General features: G+C 76.0%; 22 protein-coding genes. 17 read left to right on the top strand and 5 right to left on the bottom strand.

The window, feature by feature from the left end; all coding sequences use genetic code 11:
* Positions 1–78: 78 nt before the first annotated feature.
* The 6 genes from N555_RS0121690 to N555_RS0121660 all read left to right on the top strand — a co-directional run bounded on the left by N555_RS0121690 (position 79) and on the right by N555_RS0121660 (position 4515).
* Positions 79–552, top strand: coding sequence for a DUF4395 domain-containing protein (locus N555_RS0121690; RefSeq protein ID WP_034511846.1), 474 nt, complete (start codon positions 79–81; stop codon positions 550–552).
* Positions 553–588: 36 nt separating this feature from the next.
* A complete protein-coding gene (locus N555_RS0121685; RefSeq protein WP_029433588.1) occupies positions 589–1416 on the top strand; it encodes a sulfurtransferase in 828 nt (275 codons plus the stop codon).
* Positions 1417–1427: 11 nt separating this feature from the next.
* The gene (locus tag N555_RS0121680; protein WP_029433587.1) at positions 1428–1715 is read left to right on the top strand and encodes a DUF1416 domain-containing protein; all 288 of its coding nucleotides are present in this window, start codon (positions 1428–1430) and stop codon (positions 1713–1715) included.
* A 212-nt stretch (positions 1716–1927) separates the two neighbouring features.
* Complete coding sequence (locus N555_RS0121670) at positions 1928–2464, top strand: heme-binding beta-barrel domain-containing protein (protein WP_029433586.1); 537 nt, start codon at positions 1928–1930, stop codon at positions 2462–2464.
* Positions 2461–4137, top strand: a complete 1677-nt coding sequence (locus N555_RS0121665) for a DUF885 domain-containing protein (RefSeq protein ID WP_029433585.1) — start codon at positions 2461–2463, stop codon at positions 4135–4137. Before N555_RS0121670 ends, N555_RS0121665 begins: the two co-directional genes overlap by 4 nt.
* Before the next feature lie 42 nt (positions 4138–4179).
* The gene (locus tag N555_RS0121660; protein WP_029433584.1) at positions 4180–4515 is read left to right on the top strand and encodes a VOC family protein; all 336 of its coding nucleotides are present in this window, start codon (positions 4180–4182) and stop codon (positions 4513–4515) included.
* Between the two features lie 9 nt (positions 4516–4524).
* Here N555_RS0121660 and N555_RS0121655 read toward each other — a convergent pair whose 3' ends face one another.
* Together N555_RS0121655 and nhaA are read right to left on the bottom strand one after the other, a co-directional pair.
* Positions 4525–5229 (bottom strand): hypothetical protein, encoded by a 705-nt coding sequence (locus N555_RS0121655; RefSeq protein WP_029433583.1) that lies wholly within the window; start codon positions 5227–5229, stop codon positions 4525–4527.
* Between the two features lie 337 nt (positions 5230–5566).
* Complete coding sequence (gene nhaA / locus N555_RS0121650; RefSeq protein ID WP_029433582.1) at positions 5567–6886, bottom strand: Na+/H+ antiporter NhaA; 1320 nt, start codon at positions 6884–6886, stop codon at positions 5567–5569.
* Between the two features lie 151 nt (positions 6887–7037).
* Here nhaA and murD point away from each other — a divergent pair, with 151 nt between their 5' ends.
* The 11 genes from murD to N555_RS0121590 all read left to right on the top strand — a co-directional run bounded on the left by murD (position 7038) and on the right by N555_RS0121590 (position 16172).
* Positions 7038–8408, top strand: coding sequence for a UDP-N-acetylmuramoyl-L-alanine--D-glutamate ligase (gene murD, locus N555_RS0121640; protein ID WP_081866400.1), 1371 nt, complete (start codon positions 7038–7040; stop codon positions 8406–8408).
* Positions 8405–9727: a hypothetical protein gene (locus tag N555_RS0121635; RefSeq protein WP_051684328.1), complete on the top strand. Its 1323-nt coding sequence runs from the start codon at positions 8405–8407 to the stop codon at positions 9725–9727. The genes murD and N555_RS0121635 overlap by 4 nt, the downstream gene beginning before the upstream one ends.
* A gap of 3 nt (positions 9728–9730) precedes the next feature.
* Positions 9731–10693, top strand: coding sequence for a glutamate cyclase domain-containing protein (locus N555_RS0121630; protein ID WP_081866399.1), 963 nt, complete (start codon positions 9731–9733; stop codon positions 10691–10693).
* Entirely contained in the window at positions 10624–11082 is a 459-nt protein-coding gene (locus tag N555_RS0121625) for a Fur family transcriptional regulator (protein WP_029433578.1), read from the top strand. The genes N555_RS0121630 and N555_RS0121625 overlap by 70 nt, the downstream gene beginning before the upstream one ends.
* A complete protein-coding gene (locus N555_RS0121620; RefSeq protein WP_051684326.1) occupies positions 11079–12182 on the top strand; it encodes a CAF17-like 4Fe-4S cluster assembly/insertion protein YgfZ in 1104 nt (367 codons plus the stop codon). The genes N555_RS0121625 and N555_RS0121620 overlap by 4 nt, the downstream gene beginning before the upstream one ends.
* Entirely contained in the window at positions 12179–12919 is a 741-nt protein-coding gene (locus N555_RS0121615) for a 3-keto-5-aminohexanoate cleavage protein (protein WP_051684325.1), read from the top strand. The genes N555_RS0121620 and N555_RS0121615 overlap by 4 nt, the downstream gene beginning before the upstream one ends.
* On the top strand, positions 12916–13476 hold the full coding sequence (locus tag N555_RS0121610) for an RsiG family protein (protein ID WP_029433575.1): 561 nt from the start codon (positions 12916–12918) through the stop codon (positions 13474–13476). The genes N555_RS0121615 and N555_RS0121610 overlap by 4 nt, the downstream gene beginning before the upstream one ends.
* A complete protein-coding gene (locus tag N555_RS0121605; protein WP_029433674.1) occupies positions 13473–14441 on the top strand; it encodes an asparaginase in 969 nt (322 codons plus the stop codon). Before N555_RS0121610 ends, N555_RS0121605 begins: the two co-directional genes overlap by 4 nt.
* A 78-nt stretch (positions 14442–14519) precedes the next feature.
* Complete coding sequence (locus N555_RS0121600; protein ID WP_029433574.1) at positions 14520–15026, top strand: helix-turn-helix domain-containing protein; 507 nt, start codon at positions 14520–14522, stop codon at positions 15024–15026.
* Positions 15023–15775 carry a hypothetical protein gene (locus N555_RS0121595; protein WP_029433573.1) on the top strand — a complete coding sequence of 251 codons (753 nt, stop codon included), beginning with the start codon at positions 15023–15025 and terminating at the stop codon, positions 15773–15775. Before N555_RS0121600 ends, N555_RS0121595 begins: the two co-directional genes overlap by 4 nt.
* Positions 15776–15887: 112 nt before the next feature.
* Entirely contained in the window at positions 15888–16172 is a 285-nt protein-coding gene (locus tag N555_RS0121590; protein ID WP_029433572.1) for a DUF2516 family protein, read from the top strand.
* 7 nt (positions 16173–16179) lie between these two features.
* Here N555_RS0121590 and N555_RS0121585 read toward each other — a convergent pair whose 3' ends face one another.
* Genes N555_RS0121585 through N555_RS0121575 form a run of 3 tightly spaced genes read right to left on the bottom strand, consistent with a single transcriptional unit; the run spans position 16180 to position 18127 of the window.
* Entirely contained in the window at positions 16180–16371 is a 192-nt protein-coding gene (locus N555_RS0121585; RefSeq protein ID WP_029433571.1) for a PspC domain-containing protein, read from the bottom strand.
* A 32-nt stretch (positions 16372–16403) separates the two neighbouring features.
* Positions 16404–17264, bottom strand: coding sequence for a spermidine synthase (locus N555_RS0121580; RefSeq protein ID WP_029433570.1), 861 nt, complete (start codon positions 17262–17264; stop codon positions 16404–16406).
* Entirely contained in the window at positions 17261–18127 is an 867-nt protein-coding gene (locus N555_RS0121575) for a class I SAM-dependent methyltransferase (RefSeq protein ID WP_029433569.1), read from the bottom strand. The genes N555_RS0121580 and N555_RS0121575 overlap by 4 nt, the downstream gene beginning before the upstream one ends.
* Between the last annotated feature and the right edge of the window lie 13 nt (positions 18128–18140).

Genomic DNA, 18140 nt, shown 5'->3' with positions numbered 1-18140 from the left:
CCTGTGTCCGACTCCCTGAGGGCCGGCCCTGCCTGCCCAGACGCGCCCTGACCGCCGTCTGAGAGAGATCGTCCACCCATGTCCCGATCGTCCGTGCCCGTCGGTGCGCCCGGCGCTGCTCCCGTCGACGACCCCGTCGTCGACGTGCGCGGGCCCCGCTTCGCCGCCTGGGTGACCAGCGCCGTCCTGGTGCTGGCCCTGCTGCTCGGCTCGGGCTGGGTGGTCGGCGCGCAGGCGGTCGTCTTCGCCGTCGGGGCGTTCGCCGGGATCCGGCGGGCCCCCTACGCGCTCCTGTTCCGGGTCCTCGTCGCGCCGCGGCTGGGCCCCGTCCGCGAGCGGGAGCCCGAGGCGCCGCTGCGCTTCGCCCAGCTCGTCGGGCTGCTCTTCGCCGTGACCGGAGCCGCCGGGTACCTGCTCGGCGCCCCCGTCCTCGGCGCCGTCGCCACCGGGTTCGCGCTCGTGGCGGCCCTGCTCAACGCGGCCACCGGCTTCTGCCTGGGCTGCGAGCTCCACCTGCTCCTCCGGCGGGTGCTGCCCGCCCGCACCGCCTGACCGCCTCGCACACCCCTACAGGGAGGAACACCCCCCATGAGCCGCAACGACGTGCTCGTCACCGCCGACTGGGCCCAGGAGAACCTGGGCGCCGCCGGCATCGTCTTCGTCGAGGTCGACGAGGACGCCAGCGCCTACGACGGCGGCCACATCGAGGGCGCCGTCAAGCTGGACTGGAAGAAGGACCTCCAGGACCCGCTGCGCCGCGACTACATCGACAAGTCCGCGTTCGAGGCCCTGCTGTCCAGCAAGGGCATCAGCAACGACGACACCGTGGTGCTCTACGGCGGCAACAACAACTGGTTCGCCGCCTACGCCTACTGGTACTTCAAGATCTACGGCCACCAGAGCGTCAAGCTGATGGACGGCGGCCGCAAGAAGTGGGAGCTCGACGGCCGCCCGCTGTCGAAGGACACGGTGGAGCGCCCGGCCACCCAGTACCGCGCCGGCGAGCCCGACCTGTCGATCCGCGCGTTCCGCGACGAGGTCGTCGCCGCCATCGGCACCAAGAACCTCGTCGACGTCCGCTCGCCCGACGAGTTCTCCGGCAAGATCCTGGCGCCCGCGCACCTGCCGCAGGAGCAGTCGCAGCGGCCCGGCCACGTGCCCTCGGCGATCAACATCCCGTGGAGCAAGGCGGCCAACGAGGACGGCACCTTCAAGTCCGACGAGCAGCTGGCGGCGCTCTACGCCGAGCAGGGCTTCGACGACAGCAAGGAGACCATCGCCTACTGCCGCATCGGCGAGCGGTCGAGCCACACCTGGTTCGTCCTGCAGGAGCTGCTCGGCAAGAAGAACGTCAAGAACTACGACGGCAGCTGGGTCGAGTACGGCTCGCTCGTCGGCGTCCCGATCGAGAAGTGAGCTGATCCCAGATGTGCGCAGCACCGAAGCAGGGCAACACCACGATCGACGTCGGTAACCAGACGGTCATCCAGGGCCAGGTGTGGCACGACGGCGCTCCGGTCGCGGGTGCCTACGTCCGGCTGCTGGACTCGACCGACGAGTTCACCGCCGAGGTCGTGACCAGCCCCGAGGGTGAGTTCCGGTTCTTCGCCGCGCCGGGCCAGTGGAAGCTCCGCTCGCTGGCCCAGGTGGGCAAGGGCGAGCGCGTCATCGACGCCGACACCGGTCTGAACGAGACCACGGTCGTCATCGACTGAGTAGGAGTTCCACAGCGCCCCTCCCCGCTCCGGCGGGGAGGGGCGCTGTCGTGTCCGTGGCCGGTGCAGTGCGCGGGGGTCGCCCTGCCCCGAGGTCCTACGGTGGAGCCCATGGTCTCCGCCTGGGTGCTCGTCGTCCTGACGTCGCTGGCTGCTCTCGGCACCGGCTACGGTGCCGTCCGCCTCGCCCGCCGCCCGAGGGAGGTGCGCCGATGAGCGCCGAGCCGACCCAGCTGCCGGTCGAGGACACCGTCGACGTCCGCTCCGGTCCCGAGGTCGCGCACGGGCTGCTCGGGCTGCTGCCCCTCCTCGGGGAGTGGCACGGCGAGGGCGTGCTGGCCGGCGCGGCCGGCGACCAGCGGTTCGGCCAGTGGGCGCGCTTCGCCCACGACGGCCGCGACTTCCTCGCCTACGAGTCGCGCACGTGGCTCATCGACGGCGACGGCAAGCCGGCCGGACCCGCCGCCCGCGAGGCCGGGTTCTGGCGGCCCCGCGGGGACGACGACGTGGAGCTGCTGGTCGTCGACCCCGCCGGGCTCGTCGAGCTCTACGTCGGGGCGGCGCGGACGACGACCAGCTGGGAGCTCACCTCCGACGTCCTCGCGCACACGCCCGACGGTCCGGACGTGACCCGCTCGGTGCGCCTGTACGGGGTCGTGGAGGGTGCGCTCATGTACGCCGTCGACCGGGCGATCGGTGGTGCACCGCCGCGGCCCACCATGTCGGCGCGGCTCGAACGGCTGAGGTGAGCGCCCCGGCGCCCACCCCGCGGCAGGTGGCCGACGCGCACGTCGCGGCGCTGTGCGAGCTGGACCCGCTGGTCGCGACGTCGCTGGGCGAGCCCTCCGACCGGCTGCCCGACACCAGCCCGGACGGCCTGGCGGCGCGCGCGGAGCTGGACCGCCGGTCCCTGGCCGCGCTGGCCGGGGCACCGGCAGCGGACCCGGGTGCCCGCCGGTGTGCCCGCCTGCTGCGCGAGCGGCTCGGCGCCGAACTGGCCTGGCACGAGGCCGGGGAGGGGCTGCGCGAGCTGTCCCACCTGTTCAGCCCGGTGCACGCGATCCGCCAGGTCTTCATGCTGATGCCGGCCGCCACCGAGGAGGACTGGTCCCTCCTGGCCCGCCGGATGACCCGCGTCCCGGCGGCGTACCACGGCTTCGTCGCCACCCTGCGCGAGGGTGCGGCACGCGGGTCGCTGGTGGCGCCGCGGCAGGTGGCCACGGTCGTCGGTCAGCTCGACGCCTGGCTGGCCGGGCCGTGGTTCGGCACCTTCGCCGCCGCGGGGCCGGCCCCGCTGCGCCGCGACCTCGACGCGGCCGCGTCGGCCGCGGACGCCGCCGTCGCCGAGGTCCGCGACTTCCTGCGCGACGAGTACCTCCCGCGGGCCGGGGGGACGCCCGACGCCGTCGGCCGGGAGCGCTACGCGCTCGCCGCCCGCCGGTGGACCGGCGCCGAGCTGGGTGCCGACGGACGGATGGACGAGGCCTACGCGTTCGGCTGGGAGGAGCACCGCCGGCTGCTCGCCGAGCAGCGGCGGGCGGCTGACGACGTGCTCGGTGGCTCGTCGCCCAGGGAGGCCATGCGCTGGGTGGTCGAGCACGGGCCGGCGGTCGACGGCGTGGAGGCCACCCGCGAGTACCTGCAGGGCGTCATGGACCGCGCGATCGAGGCCCTCGACGGCGTCTCCTTCGACATCGCCGGCCCGATCCGCCGGGTCGAGGCGGTCGTGTCGCCGCCCGGCAGCGCGGCCGGCGCCTTCTACACGCAGCCGTCGCAGGACTTCTCCCGGCCGGGGCGCACCTGGCTGCCGGTCCTCGGCCGCGAGCGCTTCCCGCTCTGGGACCTGATCTCGATCTGGTACCACGAGGGCGTTCCCGGCCACCACCTCCAGCTGGCCCAGTGGGTGCACCGCTCGGCGGACCTGTCCACCTTCCAGACGTCGGTGGGGATGGTCGGTGCCGACATCGAGGGCTGGGCGCTGTACGCCGAGCGGCTGATGGACGAGCTCGGGTACTTCGCGGAGCCCTGGGCGCGACTGGGCTACCTCGACGGCCAGCAGCTGCGGGCGATGCGGGTCGTCGTCGACCTGGGCATGCACCTGGGGCTGCCGGTCCCCGCCGACGCCGACGGCGTCCTCGCCGAGCACCGCGGCCGGCCGTGGACGCCGGAGCTCGCCCGCGCGTTCCTCGGCGAGCACTCGGGCAGCACGACCGCGTTCCTCGACAGCGAGCTGGTGCGCTACCTCGGCGTCCCCGGGCAGGCGATCAGCTACAAGCTGGGCGAGCGGGCCTGGCTGGCCGGCCGCGAGGCGGCGCGGCGGGCCCGTGGCGCGGACTTCGACCTCCGGTCGTGGCACATGGCCGCCCTGTCGCAGGGCTCCCTCGGCCTCGACGACCTCGAGTCCGAGCTGGCCCGCCTCTAGCCTCTCGCGATGAGTCCGCGTCCCGGCGGGGGTCCTACCTGCATGACCTTCGACTCCGTCCTCGCCCAGGCCACCGTCTCGGACCTGCAGGCCGCCGAGCGCTGGTACACCCAGCTGTGGGATCGCGCTCCGGACGCGCGGCCGATGCCCGGGCTGCTCGAGTGGCGCCTGCCGGGGTCCTCGGGGCTGCAGGTCTGGTCGGAGCCGGACCGCGCGGGGCGGTCCACGGTGCTCCTCGGGGCCGGCGACCTGGATGCGGTGCTCGCCCGGCTGCGCACCGCGGGTCTCGCGGCGGAGGAGCCGCAGCCCGGCGGCAGCGGGCGGGTCCTCGCGCTGGCCGACCCCGACGGCAACCGGGTCGTGCTCACCGGCTCCTGATCGGCTGCGTCAGGAGCGGGGAGCGACCCGGTTGAGCGTGTCCGCGGCGTAGCCGATCGGGTCGCCCGGCGCGGCGGGGTGCACCTCGAGCCGGGAGGTCAGCAGCGCGTCGACCAGTGCGGCCGGGCCCGCGACGTAGGTGCTCATCAGCTCCGGGTCTGTGGCCACGCACCAGGCGCGGTCCTCCGGCCACCACAGCGCCGGGCTCTGCTCCTGCGGCTCGGCGGCCATGTTCGCCGCGGCGAGGGTGATCGGCCCGGTCACCAGCAGCAGCTCGCACGAGGGCAGCACCAGGCGCGGCCCCGCGGCGGTCTCGTCGCAGGCCCCGAACCAGCAGCGGTCCGGGGTCGACGTCGCGCCGGCCAGGGCCGTCGCCAGCTCGACCGCCACGTGCGTCGGGAGGTGACCCGGCGCGGGGGTGTCGTTCCAGACGTCGGGCTGGTCCTCGTCACCGACGTAGTCCCAGGAGCCGGTGACGCCCGGCCACTGCATGAGCCGGTGGGCGGTGGTGCCGTTGTAGGCGGCCACCTCGTCCCAGCGGACGTCGACGTCGTCGTCGCCGGCGTAGCGGACGGCGGGGTGCAGCACCCGGGCGTGGGCCGGGAAGCCGGCGGGGACCAGGGACGCCACCGTGCCGCGGCGGGCCGGACGCAGGGCGTCGGCCAGCCACGCGGCGGGGGAGAGGTCGGTCTCGACGGGCCGGCCGGCCAGCATCACGGTCGGGAACCTACCGCCGCCGGGCCCGGAGAACGGACAACCCCCGGGCTGCTCCGCTGCGCCCTGCCCCGCGGGGCGGGGGAGCTGCACACGGGCCGACTGGACAAACGTCGGCAGCCCGGGGGTCGGGTGACTGTCCGGTTCTCGCTCGCCGCCGTACGACGGACGGGCGATCGTGCCGTCGTTCGGAGTCCCCTCCGAACGGGCGGCCCATCTGGACGGCGGCTAGCGGACAGCCACCTCACGTGTCCTGTAAGCGTGCAAGTTACGGACCACCTCCTCTCTCGTGTACCTCGACGGTACGACGCGATCGGGGGGTCGGCAACGAGCTTTTTCAGCCCTCGGCGGACGGCCGCTGGTAGACGTCCGGGATCGAGTCCTGGTCCGTGTCGACCTGCTCCTCCTCGTGGATCCGGCGGTAGCGCCGGTTGCGCAGCCGGAGCAGGACGGCCGCGAGGAGTGCCGCCGCGAGGGTGCCGGCGAGGATGCCGACCTTGGCGTGGTCGTAGCGCTCCGACCCCGCGCCGTAGGCCAGCTCGGTGATCAGCAGCGAGACGGTGAAGCCGATGCCGCCCAGCAGCGCCAGCCCGACGACGTCGGGCCACCCCAGGCTCTCGTCCAGCTCGGCGCGGGTGAAGCGGGAGACGGCCCACGTGGCGAGGGTGATGCCGATCGTCTTGCCGGCGACGAGACCGAGCACGATCCCGATCGCGACGCTGTCGCGCAGGGAGGCGCCGAGTCCGGAGAGCCCGCCCACCGCGACGCCGGCGGAGAAGAACGCGAACACCGGGACGGCGATGCCGGCCGAGATCGGCCGGATCCGGTGCTCGAAGTGCTCCGCCAGGCCGGGCCCGGCGTCGGGGCCGCCCGCGGCGTCGCTGCGCACCACCGGCACGGTGAACGCCAGCAGGACCCCGGCCACCGTGGCGTGGATGCCGGACTCGTGGACCAGCACCCAGGTGAGGGCGGCCAGCGGGAGGAGCAGCCACCACCGGCGGACCCGCCGCTGCACCAGGACGCCGAACAGGGCCAGGGGCACCAGGGCCAGCAGCAGCGGGGTCACGGCGAGATCGGACGTGTAGAAGATCGCGATCACGACGATCGCGAGCAGGTCGTCGACCACGGCCAGCGTCAGCAGGAAGGTCCGCAGGGCGCTGGGCAGGTGGGTGCTGATCACCGCGAGCACGGCGAGGGCGAAGGCGATGTCGGTCGCCGAGGGGATGGCCCACCCGCGCAGGACGCCGTCGGCGCCGCCGAGGTTCACCAGCACGAAGAACAGCGCCGGGACGGCCATCCCGCCGACGGCCGCCGCCACGGGGAGCGCCGCCCGGCGGGGGTCGCGCAGGTCGCCGGCGACGAACTCGCGCTTGAGCTCCAGCCCGGCGACGAAGAAGAAGATCGCCAGGAGCCCGTCGGCGGCCCAGGTGGCCAGGGTCAGGTCCAGGTGCAGCGACTCCGGCCCCACGCGGGTGTCGAGCAGCGTCTCGTAGGCCGCCGACCAGGGGGAGTTCGCCCAGACCAGCGCGACGGCCGCACCGATGAGGAGCAGCACACCGCCGACGGTCTCCTTGCGCAGGATGTCGGTGATCCGGCTCGCCTCGGCCCACGACCCGCGGCTGAGGACGGGGGGGACGGTGGACGCGGTGCTCGGCACGGGCGGCTCCAGGGGGGATCGCGGGGTCGGGTCGCCCCTGCCCCCTCAGGAGCAGGACGCCGACCAGACTTCCCGGCACACCGACCACGACCCTACCGGCGGGCCCCGCTCGGCGGCCGTCGCGACGGGCAGCGGTCCGTAGAGTGGCCGCGTGGAACCAGCCCCCGCAGCACCCCCGCGGGAGCGGTCGGTGCGGCTGGAGGAGCTGGCCGGCGTCCGGGTCGGCGTCTGGGGTCACGGCCGCGAGGGGCACGCCGCGGTCCGTGCGGCGCTGACCGCCGGCGCCGCGGGCGTGCACGTCGTCGACAGCCGGACGGTGGAGGTCCCCGACCGGGTCACCGCCTCCGCCGACGTCGCCGACCTGGGCAGCTGCGACGTCGTCTTCCGGTCGCCGGGGATCAGCCCCTACCGGCCCGAGGCCCGGGAGCTGGCCGAGCGGACCTGCGTGACCACCGGCACCGGTGTCGCGCTCGCCGAGTTCACCCGCCGGAGCGTGCCCACGCTGTGCGTCACCGGCACGAAGGGCAAGAGCACCACCAGCGCCCTGGCCGCGGCGGCGCTGGAGGCCGCCGGCCGCCCGGCCGTGCACGCCGGCAACATCGGCACGCCGCTGCTCGACGTCCTCCTGGACGGCGCCGCGGAGGGCCGCACGCTCGTCGTCGAGATCTCCAGCTACCAGGCCGCCGCGGTGCCGGACTTCGCCGGCCTGGGCGCGCTCACCTCGCTCGCGCCGGAGCACCTGGACTGGCACGGCGACGTGGCCACCTACTACCGCGACAAGCTGCGCGTCTTCGCGGCCTGCCCGCCCGGCTCGGTCGTCGTCGCCCCGCAGGCGCGTGCCCTCGCCGAGCGCTTCCTCGACCCCGCGCAGCTCGTCGACCCCGACGACGTCGTGGCAGGTGAGCTCGCCGCGGCGCTGCGCCCGGAGCACCTGCTGGGCGAGCACAACCTCGGCAACGCGCGGGTCGCGCTCGCCGCGTGCGCGCTGCTCGGCCTGGACCTCGCCGCGTCCACCGGGCAGGTGCTCGGCGCGGTGGGCGCCTTCCGGGCGCTGCCGCACCGGCTGTCGCCGATCGCGCGCCTGGGCGAGGTGACCGTCGTCGACGACACGCTGAGCACCACGCCCGTCTCGGTGCTCGCCGCCCTCGACGCGCTGGCGCCCCGCCCCGTGACGCTGATCGCCGGCGGTCAGGACCGGGGGCTGGACTACACGGGCCTGGCCGCGGCGTTGGCCCTCCGCAGCGGGAGCGTCGCGCTGGTCACCGTGCCCGACACGGGCGTCCGGCTGGCCGCCGACGTCCGCCGGGCCCCCGGCGGTGCGGCGGTGACCGTGACCGAGACGGCGACGCTGGAGGAGGCGGTCCGGGTGGCGCTCGCGACCACGGTGCCCGGCGGCGTCGTCCTCCTCTCGCCCGGCGCCCCCAGCTACAACCGCTTCCGCAACTACGAGGAGCTGGCCGCGCGGTTCACCGAGCTCGTGCTCGCCGCCGGCGCGACCGCCCTCCCAGGAGCCGCCCGATGACCACCCCACCGCCCTTCGAGATCACCGACCGCTCGCTCGACGTCGCCACCGGCGAGGCCGCGTTCACCTACCGGCTGGGCGAGGACGAGTTCACCGAGCGGCTCACGCTGGACCCCGCGCTGCTGCGCGAGACCGCGCCGGAGCAGCTCGACGCCGTCCTCGACCTGGTGCACCTGGTCATGGGCACCAGCTACTACAAGCTCGCCGCACCCGGCCGGGTCGTGGTGCGCCGCCCGGTCAGCAAGGCCCAGCTCGCCGTCGCCGAGGCCGCCTACGGCGCCGGGCTGGGCGAGTTCGCCGCCGTCAACCGGCTGCCGCTGCCGCACGTCGTCCAGTGGGACGTCGAGGTCCGCGACGCGGGCGCGGCCGTCCCGACGGCGGGGGAGCGGGGCGCGCTGCTGCCCGTCGGCGGCGGCAAGGACTCCGCGCTCGCCCTCGTCGTCCTCCCCGGGGGGACGGCGCTCGCGGTCAACCCGACCGACGCCCAGCGCGACGTGGCGCGCGCGGCCGGCGCCCCGCTGCTGGGCGTCCGCCGCCGGCTGGACCCGCTGATGATCCAGCGCACCACGGAGGGCGGGCTCAACGGGCACGTGCCGGTGACCGCCATCAACTCCGCGATCTCCACGCTGGTCGCCGTCCTCGGCGGCTACGACCCGGTGGTGTTCGCCAACGAGCGCTCCGCCGACGAGGAGACGATGTCGGTCGGCGGGGTGCCGGTGAACCACCAGTACTCGAAGTCCTACGAGTTCGAGCAGCTGTTCGCCGCCGCGACCGCCGAGGTGGGGGTCACCTACTTCAGCCTGACCCGCCAGCTGTCCGAGCTCGCCACCGTCGCCGCGGTGGCCGCGCTGCCGCTGCGCGAGCACATCCTGAGCTGCAACCGCTCCTACACCCAGCGGCACATGGGCGGCGAGGCGACGCAGCGCTGGTGCCTGCACTGCGACAAGTGCCTGTTCACCTTCCTGATGTTCGCGGTGTTCCTCACGCCGGCCGAGGCGCAGCGGATGTTCGGCGGCAACCCGCTGGCCGACCTCTCCCTCGCCGACGGCTTCCGCGTGCTGTGGGCGACGGACAAGCCGTTCGACTGCGTCGGGGAGCGGGCCGAGAGCGCCGCCGCGATGGCCTACCTGGCCGGCAGCCGCGCGTGGGCCGGCCAGCCGGTGGTGCGCGAGCTCGGCGACGAGGCGGCCGCGTTCGCCGCCGCCACCGGCTCCACCGTGGCCGGCTTCCTGCCGCCGCGGGGGCCGCACTCGGTGCCGGCGCAGCACCTGGCCGTGCTGCGGGGGGTCCTGGCCGACGCGCGTCCCCCCGTGGAGTAGCCGCTGGACGCCGGTGCCGCTCGCGACGCGATCGAGCGGGCACTGCTGCGCACTGCGGCCCGGGACGTCGCCCCGCTGGGTGCCGCCGTCCGGGGCCAGCTCGGCGACCTGGCTGCGCTCCTGGCCGGGGCCGCGACGGCCGGCCGCCGGATCGGGCTGGTCACCGGCGTGCACATCGCCTGGGCGCCGCGCCCGGCCGCGGAGACCGACGGACCCGTCGGCACCGCCGTCCTCGCCCGGGCGCTGGCCCTCCTGGGCGGGGTGCCGGTCGTGCTCACCGACGCCTGGTGCGGGCCGGTGGTCGACGCCTGCCTGGCCGCGGCCGGCTGCGGGCCCGCGGTGGTCCTCCCGGGGACCGCCACGGAGGACGACGTCCGGACGGCCGTCGCCGCGCTCGACCCGGCCGCGCTCGTCGCCGTCGAGCGGCTGGGCCCCAACCGGTCCGGCCGGGTCCTGACCATGCGCGCGGTCGACATCACGGCGTCCACCGCTCCGCTGCACGTCGCGTTCGACCTGCCGGGCCTGGCCACCGGCGCGGTCGGTGACGGCGGCAACGAGATCGGCATGGGCAACGTGCCGCTGGAGGTCGTCGCCGGGGCCGTCCGGCACGGCGCCGAGATCGCCTGCCGCACGGCGGTCGGCTCGCTCGTGGTCGCCGGGACGTCCAACTGGGGCTGCTACGGCCTCGTCGCCGCGCTGGCGCGGGCGGTCCCGGACCGGGCCGGCGCGCTCCTCGCGCTGCTGACCCCCGACCTGGACACGGCCCTGCTGGCGGCCGCGTCGGCCGCCGGGGGGATCGACGGGGTGACCGGGGAACCGGGGCTGTCGGTGGACGGCGTCGCGGTGGCCGACTACGCCGACCTGTTCGACGACCTCGTCCGCCTAGGCTCGGGGGCGTGGCAGACCGACCGGGCCCCGACGCCGCACCGCTCGCCGAGCGGTTGCGGGCCCGCGGCCTGCGGCTGACCACCCAGCGCACGCAGGTGCTGGCCGCCGTCGCCGCGCTGGAGCACGCCACGCCGGAGGCCATCGGGGCGCGGCTGCGCGAGGAGGCCGGGCCCGACGGCGCGGCTCCGGACACCTCGACCGTCTACCGCAACCTCGAGCTGCTGGAGCGGCTCGGCCTCGTGTGGCACACCCACCTGGGCAAGGGCGCGCCGGTCTACCACGCGTTCGAGCACCCGCACCTGCACGTCGTCTGCCAGGTCTGCGGGGGCATCGACTCCGTGGATCCGCACCTGCTCGACGCCGCGGCGGAACGTCTGACCGCCGACCTGGGTTTCAGGTTGGACATCGGTCACGTCGCCCTGTCCGGGACGTGCCGGTCCTGCCGCGCGACCGAGGAGACACCGTGAACGCATCCGCCCTGCTGGGCCGACCGGGCGCCGTCGCGACCGAGGCGGGCACGACCGCCGCCCACCACGGCGACCCGCTGCGCGAGCAGCGGCTGCTGGCCGAGGGCGCCGGGCTCGTCGACCGCAGCGACCGCGACGTCGTCACCATCCCCGGCGCCGACCGGCTGACGTGGCTGCACAGCCTGCTGAGCCAGCACGTGGAGCAGCTGGCCGACCGCACCGGCACGGAGGCGCTCCTGCTCTCCCCGAACGGGCACGTCGAGCACCACCTGGTGCTCACCGAGCTGGACTGCACCGTCTGGGCCGACGTCGAGCCCGGCACCGGCCCGGCGCTGCAGACCTTCCTGGACCGGATGCGCTTCATGCTGCGGGTCGAGCCGGCGCTGGTCACCGCCGACTGGGCGCTGCTGACGCTCGTCGGGCCGCGCGGGGACGACGTGCTCGCCACCGCCGGGCTGCCCGTGCCGGCCGCCCCGTACGCCGTCGAGCCGCTGGCGGACGGTGGCTGGGTGCGCCGGATGCCGCCGATCGGGGACGGCGCCCCGGTGGTCGACCTCCTGGTGCCCCGGCCGGCCGTCGACGCGACCGCCGACGCCCTGCTGGCCGCGGGCGCGGGCCTGGCCGGGATCGACGCGTTCGAGGCGCTGCGGGTCGAGGCCCGCCGTCCGCGGCTCGGCGTCGACAGCGACCACCGCACCATCCCGAACGAGCTGGAGTGGCTGAGCACCGCCGTCCACCTGCAGAAGGGCTGCTACCGCGGGCAGGAGACCGTCGCGCGGGTGCACAACCTCGGCCGCCCGCCGCGGCGGCTGGTCCTCCTGCACCTGGACGGCGTCAGCGAGGACCTCCCCGTGCCGGGGACGCCGGTGCTGGTGGGTACCCGCGAGGTCGGCCGGGTCGGGTCGGTCGTGCGGCACCACGAGCTCGGTGTGATCGCGCTGGCGCTGGTGAAGCAGTCCGTGGCGGCCGACGCCGAGCTCACGGTGGGCGGCTCCCGCGCCGCGATCGACCCCGACGACGCCCCGACCGCGCTCGACGACGAGCAGGTCGCGGCCCGGGAGCGGGTCCGCGCGGTCCGGTCTGCCACCATTCAGCGGTGACCTCGGGGACCGTCGTGACCCTGGCGCCGGCTCCGGCCGGGCCGGACGAGCTCGCCGGCACCGCCCGGGACTGCCAGGCCGTCGGCGCCACGGTGCTCCTGCTGCCCCCGCTGGGCGTCGCCGCCGCCGGTGCTGTCCTCGCCGCGGTCCGCGAGGAGACCGACCTGCTGGTGCAGGCGGCGGATCCGGGGCTCGGCGCCGACCTGGTCACCGTGCCCCTCGGCACGCCCGGACCGCTGCTCGCCGACCTGGTGGCCGCCGTCGGCTCCGGCGGCGGCACACCGGTGTACGAGGTCAGCGCGCCGGAGCACCTCGACGTCCTCGCCGACCTGCTCGACCGGACCGGCCCGCCGGCGCCGGTGCTCGTCTCCCTCGTCCTCGGGAGCCCCGGTGGTCTGCCCGGCACGCTCGTCGCCGTCGCCGACTGCCTCCGGCGGCTGCCCGCCGGAGCGGTGTGGAGCGCCGCCGGCCGCGGGGCCACGGCTCTGCCGGTGCTGCTGGCCGCGCTCTCGGCCGGCGGGCACGTGCGGGCCGGCGCCGCGGACGGGTCGGGGACGGTGCCCGGCGACCCCGGCCGGGCGGACCTGCAGCTGGTGGCCCGCGCCGCGGGCCTGGCGCGGATCGCCCAGCGCCCGCCCGTTCCGCCGGCCGCCGCCCGCGACCTGCTGCTCGGCCCGGCCCCCGGGCTGCTCGCACCCCGAACCGCCCCGTCCCCGACGTCCGTGGAGATCCGATGACGCCCAAGACTCCCCCCGCCGGCGGCGCCGACGTCGACGCGCTGCTCGACCCCGGCTTCCTCGAGGCCGCCGTCACCGCCCCGATGGCCGAGGTCCGCCGGCTGCGGCGGCACGCCGAGCAGCAGGAGGTCAACCTCTCCTACACGCGGCGGCTGCTGCAGGGCCGCCTGGACATCGTCCGGCGCGAGCTCCAGCGGCGCGCCGAGCACGACGGCCGGTCGCTGCTGGACCTGCTGCCGGAGATCCTCGCCGAGAAGGGCCGGGGCCCGGCGCACGGCCTCGGCCGGCACCAGACGGTGCAGCCGGCCGCCCCGGAGGAGTACGAGTCCTGGGTGAACGCGCTGACGCCCGGGGTCGACCTCCTGGCCATCAGCGAGCTGCCCGACGCCGACCTCGAAGGGGCCGCGCGCGCCCTCGCCGCGGCCGAGGGGTCGCTGTCGGAGCGCCGCCGCGGCGTGCAGCAGGTGATGGACGGGCTGGCCGGCGAGCTCGGCCGCCGCTACCGCAACGGCGAGGCCGACGTCGCCGCCCTGCTCGCCGACGAGGGTCGCCACTGAACGGGGACTGGCCCGTCAACCCGGTCCTCGTCGAGGTCTGGCGCTCGGGCTTCCTGGAGTCGGTGCACCGGGGCGGGCTCGTCGTCCTCTCGGCCGAGGGGGCGGTCATCGCCGCGGCCGGCGACGTCGACCGGCCGGTCCTGCCGCGCTCGTCGAACAAGCCGGTGCAGGCCACCGTGTACCTGGACGCCGGCTGGGTGCCGGCGTCGACGCAGGAACTGGCCATCGCCGCCGGGTCGCACACCGGCGAGGACGGGCACCGGGAGCTCGCCGCCGGGATCCTGGCCGCGGCGGGTCTGGGGCCCGACGCCCTGGGCTGCCCCGCGGCCCTCCCGTCGGACGAGCAGACCCGCGCCCGGTGGCTGACGGAGGGCCGCGCGCCGGAGCGTCCGGCCATGAACTGCTCGGGCAAGCACGCGGCGATGCTGGCCGCCTGTGTCGCCGCCGGCTGGCCTGTCGACGGGTACCTGGACCGGCAGCACCCGCTGCAGCAGGCGATCGAGGCCCGGCTGGGCGAGGCCGCGGGGGAGCCGGTGTCCGCCGTCGTCGTGGACGGCTGCGGCGCGCCCCAGCACGCGCTCTCGCTGACGGGGCTGGCCCGCGGCACGCTGTCGCTGGTGCAGGCCGCGGAGGGCAGCCCGGGACGGCGCGTGGCCGACGCCATGCGCGCGCACCCCTGGTACGTCGCCGGCACCGGACACGAGGACACGGACCTGATGACGGCCGTTCCGGGTGCCCTGGTCAAGCACGGCGCGGACGGCGTGCACGTGGCCGCGCTGCCCGGGCGGGGCGTCCTCGCGTTCAAGCTCGACGACGGCGGTCAGCGGGGCCGGACCGTGCTGCTGGCCGCCGGGCTGCGCCGCCTGGGCGTCGACGCCGATCTCCTCGCCCCGTGGGTGGTCACCCCCGTGACCGGCGGCGACGGCGTCGTGGGGGAGGTCCGGGCCGCCGCACTGCCGGCTTGAGGACGTGTGAGGCGACTCACGGCCGGGTGCTAGCTCCACCGCTTGCAGGAGCTAGCACCCGCGGTTAGCGTCGTATCCGTGCAGACACCGACCGAGTTCGTGCGCGAGCAGGTGACCACGGTCCGCGAGAAGGTGGACCAGCTCGCCGGCTCGGTCGCGGACACGGTCGCCGCCGAGAAGGAGAAGGTCTCGGCGACCAGCTCGCAGGTCGGGGACTTCATCCGGGAGCAGCGCAGCGCGGCCCGGGTGTCGCTCCGCGAGCTCGCCCGCACCGCCGGGGTGAGCAACCCGTACCTGTCGCAGGTGGAGCGCGGTCTGCGCAAGCCGTCGGCGGAGATCCTCGCGGCCATCGCCAAGGGCCTGCAGATCTCGGCCGAGACGCTGTACGAGCAGGCCGGGATCCTCGACCGCCGGTCGGGCAACCCGGACACGGTCGCCGCCATCCGCGGCGACGAGGCGCTCTCCGAGCGGCACCGGGCCGTGCTCCTCGAGCTCTACGAGACCTACGTCCGCGAGCACGCCGCGACCCAGAAGACCAGCACCCCGAAGACCACGACCCCTGACTCCACGGAGGAGACGGCATGACCACCACCGACACCCTGAAGACCTACGGCGAGAAGGCGTTCGAGGTCTACAAGACCCAGCTCCTCGCGACCATCGGCGCCGGTGACCTGGCCGTCGAGCGCGCCCGCGCCGTCGTCGGCCAGCTCCGCACCCGCGCCGAGGCGCTGCCCGGCGAGGCGCAGGTCCAGGCCGACCTGGCCGCCAAGGAGGCCCGCACCCGCGCCGAGGAGGCCGCCAACCGCGCCCGCGGCGCCGTGCAGACCGCCCGCACCACGGCCGTCCAGTTCGCGAAGGTCGTCGAGCCGGAGACCGTCCGCGCCACCGTGACCGGCCTCGTCGAGACCGCCCGCACCCAGGCCGTCGCCACGCTGGAGACCCTGGCCGAGCGCGGTGCCACCGTCGTCGACGAGCTCCGCCGTCAGCCGGCCTTCCGCAAGGTCGTCGCCCGCGCCGAGCGCGCCGTCGACGCCGTCGAGGACACCCTGGAGGACGTTCTCGAGGAGGGCGCCGAGGCCGTCACCGAGGCGTCGGACAAGGTCACCTCGGTCGCGCAGAAGACCGCGGCGAAGGCCACCAAGGCCGCCGCCAAGGCCGAGACCACCGTCGACGAGGCCGCCGACACCGCCAAGGCCGACCTCGAGGCCAGCGCGCAGCCGGCCACCAAGCCGGTCGCGAAGCGGACCACCCCGGCCCGCTCCAAGGCCACCGCCACCACCTCGGCGCGCGTCCCCCGGGCCCGCTCGACGAAGAAGACCGGGCCCTCGGCCTGATCCCGCCGCCGACCCCACGGTCGGCACCCTGACCAGGGCCCCGGAGCTGCTTTCGCGCTCCGGGGCCCTGTCACGTCCCGGTCCGGGGCCCCGGCGCGGGTACCCTGCCGCCATGGGGTTCCAGGCTCTCGTCCTCGAGGCGCTGTACTGGGGGACCGTCGCGCTCGCCCTCTGGGCGCTGGTCGACGCCGTGACCCGCCCCGCCCCGGGCTTCGTCGCCGCGGGCAAGCTGACCAAGCCGGCCTGGCTGGGCATCACCGCCCTGGCCGCGGTGCTCCTCTTCGCCATGGGGCCGATGAGCTTCCTCGGCCTCCCGGCGGTGGTCGCCGCCGCCGTCTACCTGGTCGACGTGCGCCCCGCCGTCCGCGGCCTGCACCGCGGCAACACCGGCTGGTAGCCCGCCGTCACCCGGCGGGGATCACCAGCCACAGCACCAGGTAGACCAGGATCTGCGGTCCCGGCAGGACGCACGACAGGACGAAGGCCAGCCGCAGGCCGCCGGTGGACAGGCCGTAGCGGCGCGCGATGCCGGAGCACACCCCGCCGAGCCGCTTGTTCCTGGTGTCGCGCCGCAGTCGGGGCGTAGGAGCTGTCATGAGCCGACCGTACGGCGGCCGCGCCGGCGGGGTCAGCGGCTGAAGACGCCGGCCGGTGGCTCCGGCGAGGGGACGGCGTCCGCGTCACCGACCGGCCGTGCGTCGCCGACGAACCGGTCGAGGTCCGCGCCCTCCACCACCCGGGACGGCATCGGGTCACCGGCGCAGCGCCGGGTGAGGCCGGCCACCGGCAGGGGCGCGTCGGAGGCGACGGCGACGAGGTTGCCGAACCGGCGCCCGCGGAACGTGCCGGGCTCGGCGACGAGGCACACGGAGGGGAACACCGACCGCAGCGTGGCCACCTGCCCGCGGGCGAACCGCAGCGGCGGACCGTCGGCGACGTTGGCCGCGTAGAGACCGCCGGGGCGCAGCACCCGCCGCACCTCGGTGACGAACTCGGTGGTGGTCAGGTGCGCCGGCGTGCGCGCCCCCGCGAACACGTCGCAGACGACGACGTCGGCGCTCGCCGTGTGCGCCGCCTCGAGCCCGGCCCGGGCGTCGGCCGCGCGGACCCGGATCCGGGCGTTGCGCGGCAGGGGCAGGTGCGCGCGCACCAGTTCGGTCAGGGGCTCGTCGAGCTCGACCACCCGCTGGCGCGACCCGGGACGGGTCACCGCGACGTAGCGCGCGAGCGTCAGTGCCCCACCGCCCAGGTGGAGGACGTCGAGCGGTGCGCCCTCGTCCGCGGCCAGGTCGAGCACGTGACCCATCCGGCGGACGTACTCGAACTCCAGGTGGGTGGGATCGGCGAGGTCGACGTGCGACTGCGGGGTGTCGTCGACCAGGAGCACCCACGCGCCGTCGCGGTCGGCGTCCCCGAGCAGCTCGGCGACGCCCCCGGCGACCGGCACGCGCCCCGGCGGCGGGGGTGGCTCGGCGGACCGGCGGCTCATCGCGGCGCCACCGCCGACCAGCGGACGGTCAGCTCGCCCTCGCGCCACCGGCGGGTCGAGCCGACCAGCGGCCACCCCTGGTCGGCCAGCGTCTGCGCGGCGGCCGCCCACCGCTGCCGTGGGCCGAACGTCGCGAGACCGGCCGCGGCGGCCCAGGCGGCGTCGAACGCGCGCAGCAGGTCGTGCACGGGCTCGCCGGGCACGTTGTGGTGGATGAGCGCCTTGGGCAGCCGCTCGGCGAGGTCGGAGGGGCGGTCCAGGTCGGCGACCCGCGCGGCCAGGGTCAGGGTGAGCGGGCCGTCGGCGTCCAGCGCGACCCACGCCGAGCGCCGTCCCCACTCGTCGCAGGTCCCCTCCACGAGCAGCCCGCCCGGCGCCAGCCGTGCGCACACCGTCTCCCAGGCCCGGGCCGCGGACGGCTCGTCGTACTGGCGCAGCACGTTGAACGCCCGCACCAGCACCGGCTGCAGCCCGGCGAGCTCGAAGCCGCCGAGCCGGAAGTCCAGCCGCGGCGGATCCCGGTCGGCGGCCACCGCCGCGACCCGCTCGGGGTCGATCTCCAGCCCGACCACCTGCAGGCCCGGCACCCGCGGCGCCAGCCGCTCGGCCAGCTCCACGGTGGTGACGGCCGAGGCGCCGTAGCCCAGGTCGACGACGAGCGGCTGGGCGGCGTCGCGCAGCCGGGGCACCTGGGTGGCGACCAGCCAGCGGTCGACCCGCCGCAGCCGGTTGGCGTTCGTGGTGCCGCGGGTGGGCAGTCCCAGCGCGCGGGCGCGGCCGGCGGCCAGCCGCGGGTTCGCCCGGCGCGGCGTGTCCGGGAGGACGGCGCGGCGCTTGTGGTCGCCGCCGCTCGTCTCGCTCACCGGGTCCGAGGGT

Origin of the sequence: Blastococcus sp. URHD0036, from assembly GCF_000701365.1 — a bacterium.
Lineage (GTDB): Bacteria > Actinomycetota > Actinomycetes > Mycobacteriales > Geodermatophilaceae > Trujillonella.
Note: the sequence above shows the minus strand (reverse complement) of the source record. Positions and strands in the feature narration are given on the sequence as shown.